Origin of the sequence: Stieleria varia, from assembly GCF_038443385.1 — a bacterium.
Lineage (GTDB): Bacteria > Planctomycetota > Planctomycetia > Pirellulales > Pirellulaceae > Stieleria > Stieleria varia.
The window spans coordinates 4917109-4943771 of record NZ_CP151726.1 but is presented as its reverse complement, the minus strand read 5'-3'; the positions used below and the strand labels follow the sequence as shown (position 1 = coordinate 4943771).

Sequence of the window (26663 nt, the reverse complement as noted above, 5' to 3'; positions counted from 1 at the left end):
AGAGGAACACGGAGCGCATGGATTTATCGACGGAAAACACTGCGGGTGCATTCGGGCTGTTGATGACCGAAGCAGCGCAGCGGCTGGTGGACTCGCACGATCAGACGTTGGACAAACGGGCCGCGATGATGCGGGTGGAACCGCCGCGGTTTTCCCAGATCGATGGATCGCTGCGGTTTGAATTCCGCGTCCGAGCCAATCGACAGCCACCCTCGATCGTCACCCTGGACATCTACGACCACGACGACGAAGACACCGAGTTGACCAGCAGTATCGATGAATTGTCGGAGCTGAGTTTTTCGCTGGAAGCGTGCCCGACTTGCCAATGCGAAGATTTTTTGCAGCCGGGTGTAACGCGCTGTAGTCATACGTTGGCAACGTCTTGGTGGTTGCAGGAGCAGTTGGCGCGCCGCAGCGTGACAGAGATTTTTGAGTTTCTCGGTGAGCTGAAGGTCGACACGGTTGCCGCGGGGCGTGAAATGGTGGATCGACTTCTGTCATTTGCCGATCAAGCCGCTGAGACGCAGCCGGAAAATGTTTCACGGATTCAATGGCGAATTCGCTTGAATCAGTCCAACTATTACGGTCCGCTGACGATCACCGCTTACGAGCAACGTCCGCGAAAAACGGGCGCGGGGTGGACGAAAGGTCGTGAGATTCAAAGCTACGATTTGCTGGATCGAGACTTTTCCGATTCGCCGATCGACGCAGAGATCGCGATGTTGGTTGCTCACCCGTCGTACAACGTGGAAGGCGAGCACTTTCATGTTTTTCGCGCACTGAGAAAACTTGCAGGACACCCCAACGTTGTTTGGGATGACAACGATCGACGGCCGGTTGATGTTTGCCGCGGGGAGATTTCATTGATGTTGCAACCCGTCAATGTTGCAGCAGACGAGGAGCCAGGCACCACGCCCGACACTCAATTTCGTCCGGTCCTGTCGATTCCCGGCATGGAACTCCAGGGCGGCAGCAATACGTTCTTGCTTGGCAAGGCCGGTCCGATCGAACCGGTCGTTTTGGCGATCGATACCAAGCGTAACCGGATCGCGTTGTGCGAGTTGCGGGATCCGCGAGCCACGCGTGTGATCAAGTTCTTGCTGCAAAGTGATTTATCCGAAGTCCTGTTGGATAGCGATACCGCAGCGAGAATGACCATGGGTCTGCCACGCTTGGGATCGCTGGTCCGAGTTGATCTGCCGGATCAACTGGCCGGACCGATTGTCGCTGCCGAAACCGAGTTGGTTTTCGAGATGCGACCGCGTCCGGGCGCTGGAATGGTGGTCACACTCAGCGCGCACGAGCCGCGTTTTCCCAAAACACAGGTACCGGCCGAGGAACCCAAGATCGTTCCTTGTTTGGGTGACGATGGGCCCGTTCGACTACGACGCAATCTCGTGGACGAGCGTGAAAAAGCCAACGCGATCGTTCGACGCTTTGGGCTCGATCAGTTGTCCGAGGATCAAGCGTGGAAGTGGACAGCCGAGACCGACGAAACGGCGCTGAATCTGTTGACGAAGCTATACGAAGCAGGAGAAGACGCGCCGCAGATCATTTGGCCCGAAGGAGAGACGATCAAGGTCCGCGGAGAAATCACACCGTCGGCGCTGCGCGTCCAAATCGAGGATCGCAAGGACTGGTTCGGGATCTCCGGCACCGTTTCGCTGGACGGTCAAGAAATCAAGCTCGCAGATTTGTTGGCCGCTGTGCAAGAACGCCGCTCGCTCGTTCGTGTCGGCGATCGCGAGTTTGCCAAGATCAGCGACGCGTTTCGTCGCAGGTTGGAGCAATTGGGCGACACGTTGGTCAACGAACGGGGCAGTTTTCGCGTTGCAGATGCTGCCGTTCCCGCAATCGCCGAACTGATCGGCGACGATGTTACTTTGGAAACCACGGCCCGATGGCAGGAGACGATCGCCAAGCTGGAGTCGCTGGCAGATTGGACACCAGAAAAGCCATCCGCGTTGGACGTGGATTTTCGCGATTACCAACTCGATGGTTTCCAATGGCTGTCGCGATTGAGCCAATGGGGCGTCGGTGCTGTTTTGGCGGACGACATGGGTCTGGGCAAGACCGTGCAGGCGCTCGGCGTGTTGCTGACACGTTCGGCGGACGGTCCGGCTCTCGTGATCGCCCCGACCAGCGTGGGAGACAATTGGGTTCGCGAGACCGAGCGTTTCGCGCCAACCCTGCGTCCGCTGCTCTATCGAGACAGCGACCGAGAGAAATTGATCGAAGCGGCTGGACCTGGCGACTTGGTCATTGCCAGCTACCAACTGGTGCAACGTGACGCCGAAAGGTTTGCCAAGCGTGAATGGAACACGTTGGTGTTGGACGAAGCTCAGTACATCAAGAACGCTCAAACGAAGACGTCTCGTGCGATCCGCAGTTTGGATGCGGATTGGCGAATCGCTTTGTCGGGCACGCCACTGGAAAACCATTTGGGCGAACTGTGGAGTCTCTTTCGTACACTCAGCCCCGGGCTGCTCGGGTCCTGGGAACGATTCCGCACACGATTTGCTGATCCGATCGAGCGACACAAGGACGGTGAGCGGCGAGCATCGCTGGCGCATTTGATGCGTCCCTTCATTTTGCGTCGAACCAAGGAAAAGGTACTCAGCGAATTGCCCCCGCGCACCGAGATCACTTTGCAAGCCGAACTCAGTGTTGCGGAACGCAAGTTGTATGACGACGCACGGCTTGCGGCACTTGCGGAACTCAGCGGCGCAGATGACCCGTCCAAAACGGGTGAGCATCGCATGAGAACGCTCGCGTGGCTCACCAAATTGCGACAACTGGCGTGTCACCCACGCTTGGTCGATCCGCGTTGGAAGAAGAACAGTGCCAAGTTGGAATTGTTGCTCAATCTTGTCCAGGAGCTGCGTGAAGGCGACCACCGTGCGTTGATCTTCAGCCAGTTTGTCAAACACTTGACCGTCATCCGTGAGTCACTCGACGCGGCCGGTGTCACCTATCAATACTTGGACGGAGCCACGCCTGCTAGAGAACGTCAGCGACGCGTGGACGCGTTTCAGGATGGCGAAGGTGAGTTGTTCTTGATTTCACTCAAGGCCGGTGGAACAGGTTTGAACTTGACCGCCGCCGACTACGTCATCCACCTGGACCCCTGGTGGAACCCGGCGGTGGAAGATCAAGCGACGGACCGTGCGCACCGCATCGGTCAAGAACGCCCTGTGACGGTGTACCGATTGGTTGCATCGGGAACCATCGAAGAGCAGATCCTGGAAATGCATGCCGACAAACGCGAACTGGTCGCGGGCGTCTTGGACGGCACCGATCGCGCCGCCAAGATGGAAACGGAAGATCTGATCCGGTTGATCAAGGAAGGCGTTGTCGCGGGGTAAGCCGAGATCGTTGAATCGTCGCTCGACTTTCCAACTCGATAGCGTGCGTTCATTGTCGCTCGACTTTCCAAGTCGATAGCGTGCCCCGCCAAACGTCTCGACAAGCGACAACGTTCACCTGAGCAATCGCGTCTCCCCAGAAGTCTCCCAGCCTAGCGGACTGTTGACTTAGTGAGCCGCGACGCGTAAGCGGCCGGGCCTACCGCATTGCCCGGTGCCTTACGGCCCACGGCTCACCCTTGCGTTCCCAATTTCGATTAAATCAACAGGCCACTAGCGTCGGGAGCGGCAAGAATGCAAGGCATTGGACAAGAGCCGAGGGCACAACCAAGTGAGACACTAGCCCGGATTATTCATTAGCCGGCACGCGATAGCGTCCGGTTTCCGAGTCTAGGTGCAAGAACCGGACGCTATCGCGTGGCGGCTGATGTGCGCAGACTGTTTTCGTGCCAATCCGCGCAAACCGTTTCACGCAAACGTGTTGCGGAGACTGTAGGGAGTCGCGTGAATAATCCGCGCCTAGTGGTCTGGGACAGCTAGAAGCTAGGGTTTGCCGTGGTGGATCTTGCCAAAGATCCCACCGCTACAGGATCTTTAACAAGATCCACTACGCTGAAGATCAGTGTTTTTCCCCTTGGACCAGACGTGTCCCTAGGCCTGCGATAACTCTCACTGTCGCAAGGCAGTGAGGTTCACCGCCTTGCTTTTCCGCTCCAGAGTTCTTTCACGGAAGAGACAATCCGATGGCAAAGTTTTACGTTCAATGTGGTCCGGTTGACTTGGTTCTTGATGGCGATTCTCCACAGCAAGCAGCCCTGGCTGCGATCGATCGAGCACTGTCGCCCCACCTTTGGATTTACGACGATCCGGGACTGACGGAAAACGAGTGCCGCCAACACTTGATGCTGGAAGCCTTGTTGCATCTGCCGCCGAGCATCACCGTCAGTGAACGAGGATTTGGCGCCGACGATGCCGTTTGTGTCCCAACGCCGGAGACGATCCAGATGTGGCACGCGTTGATGGTCGGCGTACGTCGTCTGTTGATGAAAGCAGGGATCGACCGCACGGTCGCCGTTCTCGCGGGCAGCGATGTCGCAGCAAATTTGTCGACGCATCACCCGCGTAGAGCTCGATAGGGTCCAATGAACACTCGTCGTCTGTTTGACTTTGGACTGAGGGGCACAAAAGACGCTTTATTATCGCACGTTACATAGCACACTTTCGATCTGCAGTATCGAGCGACGGTGGCGTTGACATCGCAAAGATTTGACGCAGGCGTTGATCGACAATACAGTGGGCCAAACTACTTTCGTCCGAGATCCCTTCTGCGTTTGAGACAGCCATGCACATCACGATCTCCGGAGTTCGACTGTATTTGGGCATGCTGCTGGTCACGCTGATCTTATTGTCTTCATCTGACACCTCGACGGCATCGGATATACCGCCACTTAATTCGAGTGTCATACCCGGAAAGGACAGTCCCACCGTCGAGTCCACTGAGGAATGGATTCGTGGAGACGGCGAGAACCTTGAGATTCGATTGCGAGGTGTTGTACTGCTGCCTTCGGGCGAGCCGGCGGTTTCTGCTACCGTCACAGCCATGTTGACAAAGAATTTGCCTGAGACCATTCCCGTGACGATGACTGGCAGCCAGTTTGAAGTTTGGCTGCCAGCGCATCGAGACGATTGGTACGGGGTGAGTTTGATGGCGGTTTCAGATGACAAGTCGCAACGCAATGGCATGCTGATCAACCGTTTCGCGGTGCGTGAGGCAGCGATCGAAGGGAAAATAATCACGCTGCAACATTGCAATCGGACCGTGACTCTGGAGGTGATACACAATGATGTCCCCGTTGCAGGGACGCATGTCAAAGTTGTACTGGAGAGTGGCTACCAATTGACAAGTCTGTCCGATCAGCAGGGCAAGGCACGGTTTGATCTCTTACCCAGCGAGAAACTCAGTGCCATCACGGCTTGGACCGATGACCGGCGAATCGGAGGCTACCAGTTTTCTCGAGGGCCCGTTCGTGACCCTGCGGCGGATGCACATGTCGTGCAGTTGCACCATTGCCGCCGACAAGCATTCCATGTCGTCGATGGAGATGGAGAACCGCTGGCTGGGGTGTCCATGCAATTGCAGATCGCCACTCCACCGCCACACTACAACTATTTGGGAACGCTAGAACAATCCACGATGGTAACCGATGATCGCGGCGTTGCTTTTTTCGATTGGTTTCCTGATTGGCAGGAAGTCCACTGTTACGTCGACATTGACGACGCGAGATGGGTTCAAGACGGCAAGAGCCGGTGGGAAGATGACCTCTTTGTGACGCAAGTGAAACCCCGAACAGCGAGAAAGCGGATGTCTGGAACGATCGCTCGTGCCATGGGATCAAAAGCTGGTTTTCTCGTTCAATTGAGGAGTTTCCAAGGTGAACAGGAACGACGGAGCGACGTAGCAGCTGCTGTTACCGACCAGGATGGACGCTTCTACGCAGAAGTATTGCCGGGCAAAACCTATTGCGTCTGCGTCAACGATGCCGCGTTTGTCAGCGAAATGATCGACGTGATTCCCATTCGAGATGACGGAGCGTTGGGCGACGCGGTCAATCTCAAGTTTCTGAAAGCGTCGCCCGTGACGATACAAGTCACGGCTGGTGAATCGAAACGACCCATTGCTGATCAGCTCTTGTATCTGCGTCAGTCTCATGTATTCACTTGGCTAGAGAATGACGAGACGAAGAATGGTATCGGCTCGCGAGATTCCTGGGCGACAACGGACGAAGACGGAAAAGCGATCGCTCTAGTCGAACCCGGTAAGAAATTGGAGGTCAGCATCCATACACCTGCTTGGTCCGTTGAGGAAAAGATAGATGTGGTGCAAGGCCAGCCGAGCCTGCTGCATATCCATCGAGAGTTTGACGAGCCGAGAACTGTTTTAGGAATCGTGGTAAAAGGCGACAACAAGGAGTTTGATTTTTCAAGTGTCTCGGTTCTCGCTGGATCGGTGGATGGCAAAGTTCAGGGAACGGAGAAGGTTTCGCCGCGTGACAATGGAGTTTTTTCGTTCACGACCATGGGCTCACGAGTTGGCGCTATTGCGGTGACGGACGACGGCAAACTGGGCGGCATCGTCACCGCCGACAACCCAAGACGATTGCTTCGCTTGACGATGAAACCGACGATCGATTTTCGTGGCAGGTTGGTCACTGCCGAGAATCAGCCGGCATCTAACCGCTCGGTGTTGGCAGTCGTTTCTGTCGAAGTCGCGCAGGAGCGTGATCAAGATCCCTTGATGCCACTATCGACACGATTCGAGTGGAAACGATTTAGTGTGACGACGGATGACCAAGGATATTACCAATTGCAGGGTCTGCCGATCGGTGCGGAGGTCAATCTCTCAACCAGCAAACCGCAGCAAAACAAGCCACACTGGCTGGGTAGCGTCACCGTCACGGAAAAGAGTCAGCAAGAGACTCTCGTCCGAACCGTCCCCGAGTAGCTAAACTCTCCCTGGCCTGTTCAGTCCTAGGTGTTAACTCGACTGCTCGGCGTTATTCATTGAGCCGTTGCTTGTCCACTGGCACCTCCCCCAAGAAAGAGGTCGTGCAGTTTTTAAGATGTTGCTGGAGAGCCACCTACGTCACCCTCCCGACGCAGTTGGGAGGGTCGGAAATCGAGCGTTTAACAAGATGCTGACAAACGATGGATGTGTTCAGATGCCCGATGACATGCTTGGTTCGGGTTGCCAAAGGTACAGGAACGTTGGCATGCTGCTGCGATCCAACCCGGGCATCTTGATCGGTAACAAAGACGACATCGTGGGTTGATTGGGAGTCACATCCAACGGTGTGTACGCTCGGTCGTTGTCTCTGCGGTACATGACCACTCCAGAATCGCTGGTCGCTCCCGACATTTGCTGCGCCAATTCGATCGCGTCATCGAGATATCCGACGCGATCGACCAAGCCCAGTTCAACAGCTCGTTGCCCCGAGAACACTTGGCCTTCGGACCACGACTTCGCATCGGTTGCTTTGCTGCGGACGCGGGCGATGTGATCGGTGAAACGAAGATGAAACGAGTCGGCGATCGCCTGCAACATCTCCAACTCCTCGTCAGCCATTGTCCGTTCGGGCGTGCCAGCATCGATCTGCTCACCAGATTTAACGGGAGTGGACAAGATGTTGAACGAACCCATCGTGTCTTCGAGATTGTACACATTCAAAATCACGCCGATTCCGCCAACGATAGTCGTCGGATGCGAGATGACTTGATCGCAATGGCTGGCCAAGTAATACGCGCCACCGGTTCCGGTGTCCATCAAACACGCGACCACAGGCATCTTGCGTTCGGTCTTCAGCTTTTCCAGTTCGTGGCACATCATGTCCGATGCGGTCACGCCGCCACCGGGCGAGTTGATACGTAACACCAAGGCAGTGACGTTCGCATCCTCTCGCACCGCGTCGAGCTTTTCTCGGAACAACGCGACGGGGTTCTCACCCATCGAGCCAAACCCGCTGATGTTTTTGTCCAGCAGCAGACCATCGACATCAATGACAGCCACTTTGGCTTGCGTGCCGCTTTGCGTCGATCCGGAAACCAACACAGGGGCGAGCCGCGATGCCGTGTTGTTGGTGATCATGCTCATTGTGGTGTTGATGTCACCGTTCATGTTGACGTCGCCGGAGAAACCGACATCGCCACTGACTCCCATCTTGCCACCGACGGTCATCTCGCCTCGGTGCATCAGGGTTCGACGACCGCAGCCGACAAAGGTGAACAGAAGCACCGCCGTGACAAAAAGTAGGGACGTGACGGGTTGCTGTTTCGGTCGTGAATCAGCCGGTCGGCTCATTCGATTGTCGCTTGGTTGGTGTGTCTTGGACTGTGGTTGGCTTGTTCGGTGTTGCGCGCTATCGACTTGGAAAGTCGAGCGACTATGTTTCGCGATTGTCGTTCGACTTTCCAAGTCGAAAACGTGCCACCAATTCCCAAACGTGATCGAGGTTCAGGAACCTGTGGTTGCAAGGGACCGACGGGGGGGCCATGCTTACGGTGCTTTTGCCGGTTTTTCTGAATCAATGCAAGCTCGATCTGGCGTCAAGGATGCGTTTTTCATCACTCGTGCTCAAAAATCTGACTCGCAGGCCACTTCGTACTAGTCTGACGTTGCTAGCGTTCTCCGCCGCCATCGCCGCCGTGGTCGCTCTGATTGGGATCGCTCGCGGTTTCACGAAGTCATTTTCGGGTGTCTATGAATCCCACAGCGTCGACATCGTGGTTTCACGGCAGGGGTCAGCGGATCGTCTCAGCAGCAGTGTCGACGAAGCGTTTGAGGAAAAGATTCGAGCGATCCCCGGAGTAGACAACGCGGCTGGGGTTTTGCTGGAGACGTTGTCGTTTGAGGAGCAAGGAGTTTATGGGATCCCGACGATGGGGATTCGCACCGATAGTTGGCTGCGAGACGATTACCGTTGGCGTGAGCGAGCAGAGAATGCTGAGTCAGAGAATCCTGAATCAGCGAGTTCGGTTGCCGATCAAGCGCAAGTGTCCTTGGGGGTGAACTTGGCCGATCGTCTCGGCGTGGGGATCGGCGGATCGGTCTCGCTTTTTGAGGAGCCGTATTTGGTCGCGGGAATTTTTGAGAGCAGCAGTGCTTGGGAGAACGGCTCGATGATCATGCCACTGGAGCAGCTGCAATTGTTGACCGACAGGAACGGCCAAGTCACTTACATCAACGTCGTGCTGCGCTCCGACGCGACGGTGGAGTCAGCGAAACAGATCTCCGAGGAAATCCAGCAGTTGGATCGCAGATTGTTGGCTTTGACCACTGACGAGTTCGTGCAGACCGACACTCGGATGCAGATCGCCGGCGCGATGGCTTGGATGACGTCCATGATTGCCGTGGTGATCGGTGCGATCGGAACACTCAACACGATGATGACCAGCGTGATGGAGCGGACGCGAGAGATTGGGATACTACGGGCGGTAGGCTGGCCGAGCCGTAGGGTGACGTGGATGATTCTGTTGGAGTCGTTGGTATTGGCGATTGTTTCCGTCGTACTGGGCAGCCTGTTGGCGATTCTTTTGACCTGGATTTTATCGCTTTCACCGTCCGTTCGCGGGATCCTGACGCCGGTGATCGATCTGCCGGTACTGCTACAGGGAGCCGTGTTGGGCCTGACGATCGGGCTGTTGGGTGCAATCCTGCCAGCCAGACGGGCCAGCCGGATGATGCCGACGGAAGCGTTTCGTCCTTGGTAAACCGGCCGTGTTTGTTGGGAAGATTATCGGTGTTCTGTCGTTTGCCTAATCGGAACTGATTCCGGACAATAAAACGACCGAGGTGAGTTTGAGGCGGAATGCATGCAATTGCTTTTCGCCCCCGCGGGCTCTTTGAAGTCAGTTCAATGGAGCGTTTCCCCCGCATACCTCCCCCCTAATCCTGAAGACCGACACCGTGGCAGCCTCATCCCCTCCACCATCGAATCACCGCAATGCGCGTCACGGTGACGCCGCAGCAGTACGTTATGAACCGATCGCGATCATCGGGATGGGTTGTCGACTGCCAGGCGGCGTGGACAATCCGGATGCTTACTGGGAATTGCTGAGCAATGGGCGTGACGCGATCCAGAAAACGCCAGAGACGCGATGGAGTTTGCAAAAATTCTACGCACCTGGCCCCGTCGCCCCTGGAAAGACTCAGAGCCAGTGGGGCGGATACGTCTCTGACATCGATCAGTTCGACGCGAAATTGTTTGGGATCTCGCCACGTGAAGCGGCCGCGATGGACCCACAGCAAAGGATGTTGCTGGAAGTCGCGTGGCGCTGCGTCGAGAACGCCGGTCACCCGATCGAAAGTCTGGCCGGCACCGCAGCAGGTGTTTACGTCGGGATCTCCAGTTTTGACTACGCGGTCGCCGGATTGAGCTACCAGGATCGCGGCGTGATCGGTCCCTACAGCAACACGGGCGGCAGCAGCAGTATCGCAGCGAATCGGATTTCGTACTGTTTCGACTTGCGCGGTCCCAGCGTCGCGGTTGACACTGCGTGCTCGTCTTCCCTCGTCGCCGTTCACATGGCGTGCGAGTCCTTGCAGCGTTGCGATACCAGTGTCGCTTTTGCCGGTGGCGTGAACGCGTTGCTGTTGCCTGACTTTTATGTGGCCTTCAGCCAACTCGGCGTGCTGTCGCCGGACGGACGTTGCAAAACGTTCGACGCCCGAGCAAACGGATACGTTCGCAGCGAAGGCGCCGGGATGGTGATGTTGAAACGGTTGTCGGACGCCCAACGCGACGGCGATCAGATTCATGCAGTGATCCGAGCCAGTGTCTTGAATCAAGACGGTCGCACGCAAGGCATGACAGTGCCCAGCGGCGATGCCCAGCAAGCATTGGTTCGTCGAGCTTGCCAGATCGCGGATATCGATCCCGCTGCGATTCAATACGTGGAAGCTCATGGAACCGGAACGCCGGTCGGTGACCCGATCGAAGCCAACGCGTTGGCGGCCGTGGTGGGACAGAATCGCGGCGGACAGAATCGCGGCGAGCCATGCCTGATCGGTTCGGTCAAAACAAACATCGGACACCTGGAAGCCGGAGCGGGAATCGCGAGCTTGATCAAAGTCGCATTGTCGATTCGTAACGCTCAGATTCCACCGAATTTGCATTTTCAATCGGCGAATCCGCAAATCGATTTCGCATCATTGAACCTGCGTGTCCCCACCACACTGACTCCGTGGCCGGCAAGCGATACGCCTCGTTTGGCGGGAGTGAACGGTTTTGGATACGGGGGCGCGAACGCGCACGTCTTGGTCGGCCAAGCACCCGATGAAGTCGCACCGAGTACCGCGATTTCCTCAACGAAACGATCCGCAATCTCCAAGCATCCGGCACTCAACCTGCTGCCTCTGTCCGCTCGCGATGCGGAATCCCTTGCGGCGATCGCGGACCGATATGCCGATTGGCTGGACGAATTGCCGAGCGATGTCGATGACGCGGCGATCGCTGATGCGGTTGCACATCAACGCAGCCACCTGGAGTACCGCGTCGGCGTCGTTGCCGAATCCCGAGAGCAGTGGGCCGCTCAGCTTCGTGAGATCGCGGCCGATCCCGATAAACATTCACAGCATCGGTTATCCAAAAGTCAGCTGGATCGTGGTGTGCTGTTTGTTTGCAGCGGACAAGGACCCCAGTGGTGGGCGATGGGTCGCGGGCTATTGGAGAATAACAAAGTGTTTCGCGATTGTATCGAGCGATGCGATCGGGAGTTTGCCAAGTACGTCCGTTGGTCGCTGTTGGATGAATTGTCGAAACGCGAGACCGAATCGCGATTGCAGTCCACGCGAATCGCGCAGCCGTGCATCTTTGCGCTGCAAGTCGCGGTAGCGGAGACGTGGCGTGACTGGGGAATCGTTCCCACCGCCATCGTCGGTCACAGCGTGGGCGAGATTGCAGCGGCGCACCTGTCGGGCGGTCTCAGTTTCCAAGACGCATGTTGCGTGGCGATCCACCGCGGTCGAACTATGGATCTGGCAACGTCTCGCGGCGCGATGATCGCCGTGGGGCTTTCGCCAGATGAAGTCAGACCATGGATTCGCGACTGCTTGGATCACGTCTCGATCGCGGCGATCAACGGGCCGACATCGATCACGATCTCGGGTGACGAATCGGTGATTGCGTCGTTGGACGAAAAACTCAACGTGGCGGGTGTGTTCTGTCGTCGCTTGAAAGTCGAGTACGCTTTCCACAGCCCTCAGATGATGCCGGTCCGGGACGAACTGATCCGGTCGTTGGCCAACATCCAACCAAGTCCCACGCACACGCCGTTGATCTCGACGGTGACCGGGGATGTTTTTGACGGAACCGGGTTGGATGCCGAATACTGGTGGCAAAATGTCCGCCAAAGCGTCCTGTTTGCCGACGCGATGCGAGTCGCAAGCGGACTCGGCTTTGCGGTCGCGGTCGAAATCGGCCCCCACCCAGTGCTTTCGTTTGCCATCACGGAGTGTTATCAACGCACGGGTGCCGAGGTACGCGTGGTTCCATCGCTACACCGTGATCGCAACGACCTACTGTGCATGACCGATTCGCTGGCGAGTTTGTATAGCATCGGTTTGGACTTGGATTGGTCTCGGCTGAACGACAAGCCGTCGCGTAAACTCGACTTGCCCGAGTATCCCTTTCAGCGTCAACGCCTGTGGTCGGAATCGTTGGAGTCGCTGAGCACACGAACGGTTGCAGACTACCACCCGCTATTGCAAGACTCCGTCGACAGCGGCAACGCGCAATGGCAAGGCCGTATCGACTTGCGGTTGCAACGCTACTTGCGCGATCACGCGGTTCGCGGAAAGATTGTCTTACCGGCCGCAGCCATCATTGAAATGGCTTATACGGCTGGCAAGCAGATCGCCGAGGACGCGGCACATTTCGATGCCAAACAAATGGACTCGCCAGCAGTGTGCCTTGAGTCACTGCGATTGCACCATCCGCTGTTGCTCGATGACGAGAACGCCAAGCGAATGAATGTTCGTTTTGACGTCGAACGTAATCGGCTGACCTTCAGCGCCAGTGAGACCGACGAGTCGACTTGGCAGACGATAGCGGATGTCACGCTGAGCGATGACTCGACGCTGCCGATGCAGATTCTTGATTCTGAGATGACCTCGGATTGGTCGGTGGAATCGATTTCGCAGGCGATCGCACGCTGCGAAGAGTCCGTGACCGCGGAACGTTGCTACGCGTACTGCGATTCCCTTGGGCTTCAGTACGGGCCGGAGTTTCGTTGTGTCGTCGGTGCGGATCGACGGGACGGCGAAGCGGTCGTGACGATCAAGGTCCGCGGATCTGATCCAGGATATGCGTTGCACCCGGCCGCACTGGACAGTTGTTTTCATGGGATGATCATCGCCGACGCGGCGTTTGATCACACGCTGAGTGATCTGTATCTGCCCAATACGATTCAAAAAATCATTGTTCACCGACCTGTTGCCGGCATGTTGACTGCTCACGTACGCATCTTGAGCAAAGATCCGTACCGGATGCTGGCGGACATCGACATCGTCGACGCATCCGGTCAGCACTGCGTATCGATTCGTGGGTTTGAGAGTCGACGGGTCTCCGGACCAGCGAGTGTTACAGCCGATCCCAACAAGATCGATTCGATCGATTTGATTTACCGTTACGTTTGGCAGCCGTCGGAGGTCAAATCGCTTAGTTCCGACAACACGCAACGACTTTGGTGCGTGCTGAGTGACCGAGGTGGGCTTGGTGCGGCTTTGGTCGGTTCGCTTCGACAACTAGGCGATGTGTACCAGATTCAGCATGGAACGTCGTATCGCCGACTCGACGATCGGACCTTCATCATCGATCCTGAGAATTTGGATGATTTTGCCAGGGTCCTCGACGAGATGGAGCAACCGCCCACTGACATCGTCTTTCTCTGGGGACTCGACGCTCCGGAGAACAGCGATCTGAATCCTGCCCGACTGGAACGTAGCACCGTGCTGACGACTCTGGCCCCGACGCATTGGGTTCAGGCATGGGAGCGGGTTCACGACGGTTCGGCGGCGAACCTCACCCTGGTGACGACCGATGCACAGAGTCCCGACGATACCATCCAGCAAGTCGCCGTTGCGCAGTCCCCGCTGATCGGTATGGGACGCGTGATGATCAGCGAATGCTCGCGTCTGCGTTGCAAGTTGGTTGATGTCACCCGCAGTGCTCCGTTTGCTGACGTGATCAAGCCGTCACGCACAATTCAAACCGTCGACCAACTACTGGCCGAGATCGTGGCCTGCGGCGACGACGAAGACGAGATCATGTATCGCGATGGAAAGCGTTTTGTTCGACGCTTCGTACCGCAAGCTCGTCAGCCGTTGTTGCCGACACCAAAGAATTATGGGAGCTACCGCCTGCGTCGAGGCAACTCCGCCGCAATCGAAGAGCTTCGGTATGAAACCGAACCGAGCAGGATTTTGCTGGACGATCAAGTCGAAATCGCTGTCGAGGCGACCGGTCTGAATTTCAGCGACGTGATGAAAGCCCTGGATTTGTACCCCGGATTGCCGGATGGACCGGTCGCTTTGGGTGCCGAGTGTGCCGGACGAATCTCTCGCGTCGGACAGAATGTCTCGCAGTGGAAGCCGGGTGACCAAGTCATCGCGATTGCCCCGGGATCGTTTGCCGATAAAGTCGTCGTGGACGCGGCCCTGGTCGCTCGGCAACCCCAGAATCTTTCCGCTCAGCAAGCTGCGGCGTTGCCGATCGCGTTCTTGACGGCTCAGTACGCGTTGCACGAATGCGCCCGGATGCGAAAAGGCGAGAGCGTATTGATTCACTCGGCCAGCGGCGGTGTCGGCTTGGCTGCGATTCAATTGGCGCTCGCAGCGGGTGTTGAGGTTTTGGCAACGGCCGGTACGGCAGAGAAGCGGCAGTACGTTCTCGACGCTGGTGCATCCTATGCAATGGATTCACGATCGCTTGCCTTCGCTCAGCAAACAATGGCGATCACCGGTGGGCGCGGAGTCGATGCGATTCTGAACTCATTGCCCGGCGAAGCGATCGAGAAGGGACTGTCGATTCTCAACACCGGCGGACGCTTTTTGGAGATCGGCAAGCGTGACATCTACGCCGATCGGCCGTTGGGACTGGCGCCCATGCGAAACAACTTGGCCATGTTCGCGATCGATTTGGATCAATTGTTCAAGGTCCAGCCGGAACGAATGGGCGACATGCTGCGTGACCTGGTTCCGAGGTTTGAGTCCAACGAATTACAACCGCTGCCCACGATCGCATACCCTGTCGCAGAAACGCGTGAGGCGTATCGGTTCATGCAGCAAGCCAAGCATGTCGGTAAAGTCACCGTGCGATTCGACTCACCACCCGACGCGTTGTATCCCTCCGCTCGACCGCCGGTGGAGTTTCGTGCCGACGCAACGTACTGGATTGCCGGTGGGACCGGTGGATTCGGATTGCAAATCGCGCGATGGATGGCCCAACGCGGTGCCCGGCATCTTGTGCTGAGTGGTCGACGAAAAAAGCTGCCAGCGGACGTGTCCAAGCAAGTCGAATCGATGAAGTCGATGGGCGTCGAGGTCAAGGTCTTGCCGGCCGACATCACGTGTCGTGCTGATGTGGACTCCGTGTTGCGGCACATCGATGATCACATGCCGCCACTGAAGGGGATGTTCCACACCGCGATGGTGTTAGAAGACCGCTTGCTGGCCGACCTGGATCGCGAAACTCTGACGCGTGTCTTGCGGCCAAAGGTCATCGGTGGTTGGAACATGCACGAAGCGTCGTTGGATCGCTCGTTGGACCACTTTGTATTGTTTTCGTCGCTTTCAAGCGTTTTCGGTCATGCCGGACAGGCCAACTATTCCGCAGCGAACGCTTTGTTGGATTCGCTGACGCATTATCGTCGCGCGGTCGGCTTGCCAGGACTCGTCATCAACTGGGGACATTTGGGCGAAGTCGGCTACCTTGCTCAACGAGACGAACTGGGGCAACGACTGGAACGCCAAGGCGTGCTGAGTTTCACCGTCCGACAAGCAACGGATGCCTTGCAGTTCGCAATGCAGAACGAAGCGTTGCAATTGAGCGTCCTGAAAATGGACTGGTCGCTTTGGCGTGGTCTGGGGATCACCTCCGACCCGTCACCAAGGTTCGCTCATCTGCTGCAACATCGTAACGAGTTTGTCTCCGGCGGCGTCAACACGCTGGCGACGGCCAAGCAGATTCGCGAAGCGGACTCAGAGGACAGGCGAGAGATGATCCGCGCGATTGTGTGCACAAAGACCGCGAGTCTGCTCGGGATGGAACTTTCCCAAGTCGAATCGCATCGACCGCTCGTGGAGATGGGGCTCGATTCACTGATGGCGGTGGAATTGCGAAACTGGATCGAAAGTCGCATCGAGATCAGCTTGCCCATCGCGATGCTGATGCGTTGTCCCAGCATCGATCAATTGGCAACCGAGATCGAATCCTTGACCATGCAGTCGCCCGGCTCCTACGATGAGTCGCAGAAATCGCCGCCCGTGAGCAAAATTCCCATGAACGAAACCCTCCCGGAACCCATCACTGGTGACCAAGCCGGATTGTTGCTGCAACAGTTGCCCGGCATGTCAGAGTCGGCGGTCGATCAACTGCTCAAGCAGATGTTGGAATAGTGCGACCTGATGAATTTAAATGGCCCCATCGATGGACTGACGCCTGAGCAGAAACGTGAACTGCTGCGGAACCTGCTGCAGCAAAGGAGCGTTGCGAGCAGTTGTTTCCCCATGTCGTTGGGGCAACAGGGCCTGTGGCACGCGTTCCGACGGGATCCCAACTCAACGGCATACAACGTCTTTCTGCCGTCACGGATTCGTTCACGCTTAGACATCGACGCGCTGGAGCGTTCGATCGTGTGGCTTGCCCAGAGACACGCATCGCTACGTACCACGTTCTCTGCAGAGTCCGGTGAACTGAAACAAACCGTTCACCCACAACTGGCACCTGAGTTCACGATCACCGACGCGTCAGGCGCGGATGACGAGGCGCTTCGAGCGTTGGTGCTGGAACAGACGCAGCGACCGTTCGATTTGACGACCGGTCCGCTGATTCGAGTTGCATGTCTACGGCGCAGTGAAACCGATTGCGTTGTGGTGGCGACTACGCATCACATCGTGGTCGATTTTTGGTCGTTGATCTTGATGATGAGCGAAATCCGTACCGCGTACTCGGCATTCGCGAGCGGCGGGGAGCCTGAATTGCCGGCGGCATCGAACAATTACCATGAGTTTGTCGACCATCAGCGGCAACGCTTGGACAGTCCTCTATCGCAGACCGACCGCCAGTATTGGAAAAGTTCGTTGTCAGGCATCCCGACCGTGCTGGATTGGGTGACGGACTACCATCGTCCTGAAAGCTTCACAGGACGTGCCGACGTCGTCACCTTCTCGATGCAAGATGGCTTCGTCGACAAAATCAAACAAAGCGCCGCGAAATTCGGCACCACACCCAACGCCGTTGTGATGGCTGCATTGTCCGTTTTCATTGCCCGCTCCACCGGACAAGACGCCTTTCTTGTCGGAACGCCGTTTTCGGGACGCAGCCAGCAGCGTTTTGAAAACACCGTCGGCTTTTTTGTGAACATGTTGCCGATTCCGGCGGATGTTTCGGCCAATCCTTGTTTCGCCGATTTTGTGTCGACCATCAGTCAGCACATGTTTGATGCGTTGCAGCACGAGCAGTTGCCGCTCTCCGAGATCGTTCGACAAGTCGGTCCAAAACGCGATGCAGGGCGAACTCCGCTGTTCCAAGTGTCGTGTACGTTTGAAAAGGCGCATTTGCGGAGCGAGGAGGGACGGGCCGGTTTCTTGATGGATTCGCAACAGAGTTATGTCGACGAAGGAGGCCTCAATCAGGAAGGATTCTTCGTGCGTCACCCGACTTGCCATCACGACGTCGAGTTCGTCTTTGAGTTTGCACAAAACGAGCTTCGTGGATTGATTTGTTACTGCCGAGATTTGTTTCAGCGTGACACCGTTGAACAGATGTCGCAGAACTTTCAAACACTGTTCACCCAGTTGCTTCGTTCGCCAGATGAGAGAGTGAAGTCCGTCGCGTGGAATGACAAACGGATCGAGTCGTCGCATGGTCATGCCCGTGTTGACAGCCCTGAGGAGACTCTCAAATCGCTGTTGTTCGGTCCAGCGGAGTGCGAGTATGCAGATCGACCGGCGATGCAGCTTGACGACGTTGTTCTCACTTATCGAGAGGTTCTGGATCGTGCGCTTCGATTGGCAGCGCATTTGAACGCGGCGAAGGTCGGTATTGGTGATTTTGTTCCGGTTTGCGCCCCACGAGGAGCCGATGCGATGATCGGCATCCTTGGCGTGATGGCGTCCGGTGCCGCGTTCATTCCGATCGACAGTTCGCAACCGGCGGTTTCGTTTCAGCAGCTTCAGTGCGATACCACGATTCCTTTCGCCATCGTTGATGACACCGGTTCCTGGCAAGAATCAGTACCGGCGGATCGCAGAATCGAGCTGCGTGATGTAATGAAAGACTCACCGTCGAGTGTGTCAAAGAACGATGATGTTTCTCCGAACGATCTTGCTTATGTCATCTACACTTCCGGATCAACGGGCACGCCCAAAGGAGTGATGGTTCCTCACCGTGGAATCGCCAACACGCTTCGTTGGCGTAGCCGCGACGTGCCACTTTTGAGCGACGATCGCGTGTTGATGTTGTTGTCGCATCAGTTCGACGCGGCGATTGGAGTAGCGTTCACGACGCTCGCTCAGGGTGCCACGCTTGTTTGGCCTGACGCTGGTGTGTTTCGTGATCCCGATTCGTTGATCGATCAGATCATTCGCGACTCCATCACGATCTTGCCCGCCGTCCCCAGCTTGATCCGTGTTCTGCTGCAACGTCCGCGGTTTCGAAAGGTTACCAGCGTCAGGCAGATTTGGTGTGGCGGCGAAGCGATGCCTAGTGACCTGCCGCGCCTTGTTCGCCAAATCACGAAAGCGGAATTGTGGAATTTCTATGGACCCACGGAATGTTCCGTTGAAGCCACCGCGTATTGTGCGACCGATCATCCCGCCAATCGGCGTGTCCCCATCGGAACAGAAATCGACGGCGCGGAGATTCGCATTGTCAACGAGTTTCTGCAACCCAATCCGCCCACGGTTCCTGGGCAAATCGCGATCACCGGTCGTGGACTGGCCACCGGATACCTTGCCGATCCGATGAAAACGCAGAATTCGTTTGTTGCTTTGCCTGATGCAAACAACGAACAACGCGTCTATCTGACGGGCGACATCGGGCGTCGTCGCGTGGATGGACAGATTGAATTTCTCAGGCGAGACGATGGACAAGTGAAACTAGGTGGGTATCGGATCGAGCTGGAGGAGATTGAGCGGGTCGTCGCCAACCATCCTCAAGTCTCCGCAGCCGCATGCAAGATTCTCAATGCCGACTCACCCTCTGCAATGCTCGTGGCCTTCGTCGTCCCGGACGGCGACGACGGTGAACCGTCAGCTCAACTTAATGACGCGATGGTCACTTCACTGACCCGGTTTGTCGCCGAAAAGTTGCCCAGCTACAAACGTCCGCAGGTGTTCTCGGGATTGACGGAGTTACCCACCGGCACGAGCGGCAAATTGCTGAGGAATCAGTTGCCGGAGATCGTCAGTCAATCGACACGCCAAGATGTGGGCGTATTGCCGCAGACGGAGCTGGAACGTTTCTTGGCTGACTTGTGGGCAGAGACACTTCAACTGCCTGCCGTCGGCGTGACCGAAAACTTTTTTCAGCTCGGCGGCAGCTCTCTGCAAGCCGCAATGTTGACGCAAACTCTGTCGGACATCCTTGGTGTCGATGTCCCCACGGCACTCCTTTTTGACTTGGCCGACATCAGCCAGCTCTCACGTCGACTCGTGGAGCTTTACGAATCGCAGATGGAGGAGCGATTCGGTCGGCACTGTGTCGAGTGGGCCAAGCGATCGATTCATTCTGATTCGGAAAGTGACCTGCACCCGCTGCTAGCGCCGCTGAAGCCCTCTGGGGAGCTTCGTCCGCTGTTCATGATCCATCCGCCTGGCGGGATCGTTGCTTGTTATCGTGAACTGGCCGATGCGATGCCTGCCGAGCAGCCGCTGTGGGCGATCCGATCACGTGGATTGCATGGTACGGAGCGACTGCCGGAAACGATTGATGAGATGTCGAACGAGTACATCGCAGCGATTCGTACGATCCAATCCGACGGTCCCTATCAAATCGGCGGCTGGTCCTTGGGCGGCGTGGTCGCGTATGAGATCGCCAGACAGATGATGTCGGCCGGACTGTCGGTCGATCGACTGGTGCTGTTGGACACAACCATTCCGGAGCGATCTGCGGACGAGGACGCAAACGCGGTGGGTTTGGAGTACGGAATCGATCTTTCGCTCCGTGATCTGGCACAACTATCGGAAGACGAGATTCTGCCGATGCTGTACCGCCACGCGGAAAAACTCGGTGTTTTGGCTGAGGAGACGCCACCGGCATTGGTGGAGAAGATCATCGCCGATTTGAAGCGTTTGTTTCGACACCACGTCGAGCTTGCATCGCAGTACGAGTTGCAACCGTTGGATGTCGATGTATTGTTGGTCCGCCCCACCGATGTCCCGATGGAGGCCGCATCTGATTCACAGTCAGACCGAGGTTGGAGCAAGTGGGTGCGACAAGTGGATGTGCAGTATGTGAGTGGTCATCATCACAGCATGGTGCAACAACCGCACGTCAAGCAGTTAGCCGACGCCTTGACGCAACCATTCCCCGCAACCCGCTAAGGGGACGCCTCATCAATGGGTGGCGTAGAGGATTTCGAAGGCGGATTCGTAGGCCTTACGCGTAAAAACCCCTTTCCCATTATTGCTCGTTCAAGTTAACTGTCACCTCCACCGGCGCAGCTGGGGGAGGTCGGATCGAGCGAAGCAAGATCCGGGAGGGGGCCTACGCGCCGCAATACGCGTTGACGAGCCTCTCGCGTCACCGTTGCCCCCTCCCTCGCATTCGCCTAAACGGCTCTGCTCGCCCGCCCCCAAGTTCCTTGGTGGAGGTGACATGGTGAACAAAACGGAGGCAGCGTAAAACAGGTCAACACCAAATGTTGAGCAGTCCAGGCTCACGCCCCATGCTTTACGCTGCCGTCGCATCCGCGACTGGGATCCCGGTAGGTCATGCTCTGCATGACGCCATCCGTTCAACGCTATCTGTTGTGTCAGGATGTGCATACGATTTCCCGATAACGCAGTGTCAAGTTGATGGGTGGGACCAATCGGCCGTTATTGCTCGTTCGTCTTAAAAAGCCGCGGAGGCGGCGAAAGCGTAAAGCCTGGGACGCAAGTCCCAGGTCACGTTCCGCAACGACGCCAGACAAGCCGCGGAGGCGGCGACAGATTGTGTGAGAATCCGTGACGTATCTGTCGCCGCGTCGCGGCTTTTCAGACGCGGTGGTGCGCCCCCCATGGGGTTCACGCCCCATGTTTTACGCTGCCGTCGCATCTGCGACTGGGAATTTGAGGTGGAAGCTGGAAGCGATATAATACCCTGCATCATCCTCTGGACCCCCATGAGCTTGCCTCATGAGTAGATGAGTTTCGAAGTTAGCTTGACGAGGCCTCCATTAACGTGGCTCCGTCTTTCCAATCGTTTGCCGCCAAAGGCGGCAAACGATTGGAAAGAAGACGAACTTGTGAAATTGTGAACTCACGAACTGGGACCGTTCACTTTGCTGACTAGTCCGACAATACTCTGTCCCCATCAAAACAATGACGAGGGTAGAGCAAGAGTTTTGTCATCCGAAATTCCAGAATTCACGGGAGCTGAGTTTCAATGAATCACCTAGATTTGGGTGGAATTATTTCGTGCTCGCTCCTGTTAGTGGTTGTCGCAACACTGACGAGTGCTTCAGGCTGTTCCAAGCATCAAAGCCCACAAACGCAGTGGCTCACTCCAAATGAACTCACGTTAGTCGAGACAGAACAGTACAGCGGATTCGTGGTTCGATTGAAAAGAGTGACCGAACGCAGTGCGATTACTTCCCCGAACTATGAGGTCGACGTTTCCTGTGACGCCTATGCTCTGTTGGATAAGGACGCAGGTCAGTGGTCGTTTTTTACGCTCGTCGATTTCAAGGGACCGTCGCCGCGATTCGCACGGTATCGATCAAATGATGGCAAGCTCGAGGTCATCGACTCATTAGTGAAGGGAAATTCGTTCTGGCAGATTTCAGACTCCGGCGTCGTGAATAAGGTCGTCCAGGATGTAGAGCGGGAAGGTGACGAGACGATGAGCGACGAGTTTATCAGTTTCAACAATGTTCTTATTGCTTGGAAAAGCATCGGTGAATTAAAAGGCAACAACATTTCTTTCAAGATTCACGGAGAAGAATTCGCTTGCGTCTGCATCCCTAATGACGGCGACTTGATTTTCAAAGTCGCAAGAGTTCCTGGGAATGAAGTTGAAATCTACCTCTCAACGCGTCAGCCAATTCAATGGGAATTGTTCAGCGGTGACGTCGAAGGTTCCGAACCCTTGAATCCTAGCGATTCCGGAGGAGAGAAGACGTCGGAAGCCAATTTGGTTGACGGAACATGAGAAGCTCCGTTGAAGCATGCGCCGCGGCATTCCGTGTGGCGACGAGTCCTAACTGGATTCGACTGCGAGGAAGTTCGATCTCGAATCGCCAATTCGTCGCAAGGATTGTCCACGAGAACGAACACGTCGCTCCTGATCATCGCTCATCCTTCCAATTCGGTGTCCGACACCGTTTCTCACCCTCCAAGTTTACTCACGCGAAGGCGCAAAGACGCGAAGACAAGTGCCCACTCTTCGCGTCTTAACGCCTTCGCGTGCAAACATCCACATCGAGGCGGCGCTCTCATCCGTTGTCTGCCTAATCCTCCCTTCCCCATATTGTCTGCTCCCATTCGGGGAGACCAGGGGCAGCAATAAAGCGGAGACCGCGCCCAAGTCGGCATCCGACACCAATTACTCTCACCCTCAGTACTTTATTGCTCGTTCGCCATCGAAAGCCGCGGAGGCGGCGAAAGCGTAAAGCCTGGGACGTCAGTCCCAGGTCACGTTCCGCAACGACGCCAGACAAGCCGCGGAGGCGGCGACAGATTGTGTGAGAATCCGTGACGTATCTGTCGCCGCGTCGCGGCTTTTCAGACGCGGTGGTTCGCCCCCCATGGGGCTCACGTCCCATGCTTTACGCTGCCGTTTCGTGTGCCCAATATTACCCCCGTCCCGTTTTCTTTGCCGGCTTTTCAGACGCGGTGGTGCGTCCCCCCATGGGGCTCACGCCCCACGCTTTACGCTGCCGTCTCGTGTGCCCAAACTACCCCCGGCCCAAACTACCCCCGTCCCTTTTTCTTTGCCCGTCCCTTTTTCTTTGCCGTCCCTTTTTCTTTGCCATATCAAACATATTGGCGGCGATCCTCCTTCGATGAGGTCGCGAGGGCGCATAAGTTTGACGTGGTTACTGGCTGGCAATACAGTGGTCCTTGGAATCGTCCGTCGGACCCTACTGGTTTTGAGATCACGATGCTGCCAATCGCTAATGTTTTTCGAACCGTTCGGTTTGTATTGCTTTTCACAATCGCCACCCTGCCGTTTGCGATGGCAAGCCTAGGAGAAGAATCAGTCGCTCCCAACAGCGTAGACGAGGCAGAAACTGCGGAGGAATGGATCCGGGGCAACCTGGATGATTTGGAGATTCGATTAAAAGGTGACATCCTGCTGCCCTCAGGCGAACCAGCGACGAATCCGTCTGTGTCGGCGAAGTTGAACCGCAGGACGGTTTCCGAAACTTTGCCCGTGACGGTGACGGGGAATCAATACGAAGTATGGTTGCCGGTGCATCGCCAGGACTGGTACGCAGTGCGTATTGATGCCGTATCGGCAGACGGTTCCCAGCGCAGCGATCTAACCATTGATCGGGTCCGCTTGCGGCAAACTGCAATCGACGGTTTGCCCATCACGCTTCGCCACTGCGTTCGTACGGTCACCGTGAGAGCCGTTCAAGATGGATCACCTGTCGCCAAAGCCAACGTCAAGTTGGAAATGAGCACGGGTCACGTGATGATCAAACGCACCGGTGACGACGGTTCTGCGGCGTTTGACTTGCTTAGCGATGAACAACTTCGTGCGATCACCACGTGGACGGACAATCCTTGGTTTGGCGGATTTTATTTTGATCGTGAACCTATTCGGGACCCTGACGCTGAGACGCACACGGTGACGCTTCATGAGTGTCGTCCACTGAAGATTCATGTCGTTGACGGCGATAACATTCCTGTGTCGGGTATTCGATTTCAATTTCAGGTAGGGACACCGCCACCGTTCTACAACTTAATGGGTACCATCGACGCGTCGGAGATGGTGACTGATGATCAAGGTGACGCTGTATTCAAATGGTTTCCCGACTGGGAGAATCATAGTTGTTACGTCGATTTGGATGACAACCAGTGGTTCCAAGTCGACAAGGGTAAGTGGGTAATCAATGACTTTCTCGTCAGAGTCGAACAAAAGCGTAAACGAGTCAAGGTTTCAGGAGTATTGAAACGTACCAAGGGGTCGAAAGCCGGGTTTACCATCCAATTGCGAAGTTTTCAGGGCGAACGATTACGCCGCAGTGATGTTCTTCTTTCGGTGACGGACAAAGAGGGCCGATTCGTGGCCGATGTGCTGCCGGGTGCGACCTACTGCGTTTGCGTCAACGATACGAAATTCACGAGCGACATGATCGATCTGATTCCTGCGCCCGATGACGGAAGAGAGCCAACGCCGATTATACTTGACATACAGAGATCGGCTGCGTTGGAGATCCAAGTAACCGCTGGCGAAAACCATCGTCCACTACCCAATCAACAACTCCTTGTGTGTCAAACGCACGTTTTCAGTTGGCTAAAAAATGGTCAGAAGGAATACGGGAGTGGCACTCGCGCCTCATGGGTGAGGACCAACGAAGATGGTGGTGCTGTCGTGCACGTCCAACCGGGAAAAGAACTTGAGGTCAGCATCCTCGATCCCAATTGGCGTGTCGAAGAGAAGATCCCCGTAGTTGTGGGGCAACCGAACAAACTCACCATTCATCGGGAGTTCGACGAACCGAGAACAATCCTTGGCGTCTGCGTGAAAGGAGATCACAAGGAGATTGATTTTAGCACTTTGACTGTGGTCGCCGGATCGATCGATGGACGGTTTCCTGGTACGGTAACGGTTTCGGTTCGAAACGACGGAGTTTTTTCGTTCAATACCATGGCCACGCGTGTGGCCGTGATCGCGTACAGCGAAGACGGTGATTGGGGAGGCATTGTCACAGTCGATCAACCGCAACGCATGCTGCGTGTCATGCTGCAACCCACCATAAGTTTTCGTGGTAGATTGCTCAGCCGAGACGAAGAGCCCATTGCTGGACGATCCGTCAACGCGTTTGTTAGCGTTGAGGTCGATCAAGAGTCAGATCAGGACCCGCTGGATCCACTCGACACATCCATTGAATGGAAACGCTTGAAAGTCAAGACGGACGCGGAAGGCTACTACACGATAGAGAAACTTCCTGTCGGCGCGAGTCTGCGACTCCACTCCGAGTCCACTGAACCAAACGATTCTCATTCGCTTGGTGAAGTCAACTTGTCCGCCGAAACTGCCAATTCAGTGAAAGTCAATGTCCTGGACGAATGACTTCGATATTCACTCACCGGTGCGACGAACAATAAGGGGACGGAGGTCTTTGAAGCGAGAAAACAAGACGGATGGGACGAAAGGGGACGGATGGGGACGGGGGTGGTTTTCTTCTTCAGTCTTGGCAGATTGGATGTAACGGTCCTTGATTCGTCAATCATTGACCATTCCTCCCGTAACCTTCTCTTCCAAGGCTTTCGTGTTCATCACGAAGGTCGAGCCGTACAGTTGGTCAATTGTGATTTGGTAGAAGATTACGGGTAGAAGATTGTCGGCGGCGACTGTACCGAAGAATCGTTCTCTGAGACATTTTCTACCCGTAATTTTCTACCAGAGCGAGACCTTGGACTGGCGTCCCAGGCTTTACGCTTCCGCCGCCTCCGCGGCTTTCCATAAAGAGCTACGCCGTTGGTGGTCATCTGATGCTCGTCGCGGAGACGATGGCAGCATTAAGCATGGGGCGGTGCAAAAGATTACCCCCGGGGACGGACTTGGAAGGCACGCAGGAACGCTCAGCAAACTATTGATGTGCTGTGTCCTCATTTTTCTCATCTGCAATAATTACACGGTGAAAATTACACCGTGCGGCATGCTCCTGCTCGCAGAACTCTTGTTGCCGCAGTTGTCCATTCAGGCTTTTGGCAGTGGAAGCAAGAATGGTGGGCGAGGGCCGTTTGGTCTTGTGATCTCTTTTCACTCTTGGCGTAGAATCTTTTCCATCTTCTTGCCTTTGGCCAGTTCGTCGACCAACTTGTCCAAGTACCGCACTTTCTGCGTCAGTGGATTCTCGATTTCTTCCACGCGGTAGCCGCAGATCGCGCCGGTGATGAGGTGAGCGTTCTTGTTGAGCTTGGCGCGTTGAAAGAACTGCTCAAACGTCACGCCCTCGTCGATCTGTTGTTGCATCTTTTTTTCGCTGAAACCTGTCAGCCATTGGATCACTTCATGCAGCTCTTCTTTGGTTCGCCCCTTTCTCTCCACCTTTGCCAGGTAGTGCGGATACACTGACGCAAAAGTCAGTTCTGCGATTCGTTGATCGTGGGACTTTGATTGGCTCATGGGGATCTCAGAAGCTCTG

The 26663-nt window shown here is 55.9% G+C and carries 10 protein-coding genes; 8 read left to right on the top strand and 2 right to left on the bottom strand.

The annotated features are described in order from the left end of the window. Window positions 1-17: 17 nt before the first annotated feature. The 3 genes from Pla52nx_RS16640 (at window position 18) to Pla52nx_RS16630 (ending at window position 6867) form a co-directional block, all read left to right on the top strand. On the top strand, window positions 18-3365 hold the full coding sequence (locus Pla52nx_RS16640; protein WP_146522580.1) for a DEAD/DEAH box helicase: 3348 nt from the start codon (window positions 18-20) through the stop codon (window positions 3363-3365). 743 nt (window positions 3366-4108) lie between these two features. Next, window positions 4109-4501: a hypothetical protein gene (locus tag Pla52nx_RS16635; RefSeq protein ID WP_146522581.1), complete on the top strand. Its 393-nt coding sequence runs from the start codon at window positions 4109-4111 to the stop codon at window positions 4499-4501. Window positions 4502-4707: 206 nt separating this feature from the next. Next, the gene (locus Pla52nx_RS16630) at window positions 4708-6867 is read left to right on the top strand and encodes a hypothetical protein (RefSeq protein ID WP_146522582.1); all 2160 of its coding nucleotides are present in this window, start codon (window positions 4708-4710) and stop codon (window positions 6865-6867) included. A 213-nt stretch (window positions 6868-7080) separates the two neighbouring features. Here Pla52nx_RS16630 and sppA read toward each other — a convergent pair whose 3' ends face one another. Next, a complete protein-coding gene (gene sppA, locus Pla52nx_RS16625; RefSeq protein ID WP_146522583.1) occupies window positions 7081-8220 on the bottom strand; it encodes a signal peptide peptidase SppA in 1140 nt (379 codons plus the stop codon). 251 nt (window positions 8221-8471) lie between these two features. Between sppA and Pla52nx_RS16620 the strand changes: the two genes are divergently transcribed. The 5 genes from Pla52nx_RS16620 to Pla52nx_RS16600 all read left to right on the top strand — a co-directional run bounded on the left by Pla52nx_RS16620 (window position 8472) and on the right by Pla52nx_RS16600 (window position 25585). Then, a complete protein-coding gene (locus tag Pla52nx_RS16620) occupies window positions 8472-9629 on the top strand; it encodes an ABC transporter permease (protein WP_146522584.1) in 1158 nt (385 codons plus the stop codon). Window positions 9630-9825: 196 nt separating this feature from the next. Then, window positions 9826-16533, top strand: a complete 6708-nt coding sequence (locus Pla52nx_RS16615; RefSeq protein ID WP_146522585.1) for a type I polyketide synthase — start codon at window positions 9826-9828, stop codon at window positions 16531-16533. Between the two features lie 9 nt (window positions 16534-16542). Next, a complete protein-coding gene (locus tag Pla52nx_RS16610; protein WP_146522586.1) occupies window positions 16543-20682 on the top strand; it encodes a non-ribosomal peptide synthetase in 4140 nt (1379 codons plus the stop codon). A gap of 1210 nt (window positions 20683-21892) precedes the next feature. Beyond that, window positions 21893-22492 carry a hypothetical protein gene (locus Pla52nx_RS16605; protein WP_146522587.1) on the top strand — a complete coding sequence of 200 codons (600 nt, stop codon included), beginning with the start codon at window positions 21893-21895 and terminating at the stop codon, window positions 22490-22492. A gap of 951 nt (window positions 22493-23443) precedes the next feature. After that, window positions 23444-25585, top strand: a complete 2142-nt coding sequence (locus Pla52nx_RS16600) for a hypothetical protein (RefSeq protein WP_146522588.1) — start codon at window positions 23444-23446, stop codon at window positions 25583-25585. A gap of 693 nt (window positions 25586-26278) precedes the next feature. Here Pla52nx_RS16600 and Pla52nx_RS16595 read toward each other — a convergent pair. After that, window positions 26279-26644: a DUF2200 domain-containing protein gene (locus Pla52nx_RS16595; protein WP_146522589.1), complete on the bottom strand. Its 366-nt coding sequence runs from the start codon at window positions 26642-26644 to the stop codon at window positions 26279-26281. Window positions 26645-26663 lie beyond the last annotated feature (19 nt).

Coding starts and splice junctions, on each gene's coding strand:
- Pla52nx_RS16595 (WP_146522589.1), bottom strand. CDS start 26,644: ATGAGCCAATCAAAGTCCCACGATCAACGAATCGCAGAACTGACTTTT.
- sppA (WP_146522583.1), bottom strand. CDS start 8,220: ATGAGCCGACCGGCTGATTCACGACCGAAACAGCAACCCGTCACGTCC.
- Pla52nx_RS16620 (WP_146522584.1), top strand. CDS start 8,472: ATGCGTTTTTCATCACTCGTGCTCAAAAATCTGACTCGCAGGCCACTT.
- Pla52nx_RS16610 (WP_146522586.1), top strand. CDS start 16,543: ATGAATTTAAATGGCCCCATCGATGGACTGACGCCTGAGCAGAAACGT.
- Pla52nx_RS16600 (WP_146522588.1), top strand. CDS start 23,444: ATGCTGCCAATCGCTAATGTTTTTCGAACCGTTCGGTTTGTATTGCTT.
- Pla52nx_RS16640 (WP_146522580.1), top strand. CDS start 18: ATGGATTTATCGACGGAAAACACTGCGGGTGCATTCGGGCTGTTGATG.
- Pla52nx_RS16635 (WP_146522581.1), top strand. CDS start 4,109: ATGGCAAAGTTTTACGTTCAATGTGGTCCGGTTGACTTGGTTCTTGAT.
- Pla52nx_RS16630 (WP_146522582.1), top strand. CDS start 4,708: ATGCACATCACGATCTCCGGAGTTCGACTGTATTTGGGCATGCTGCTG.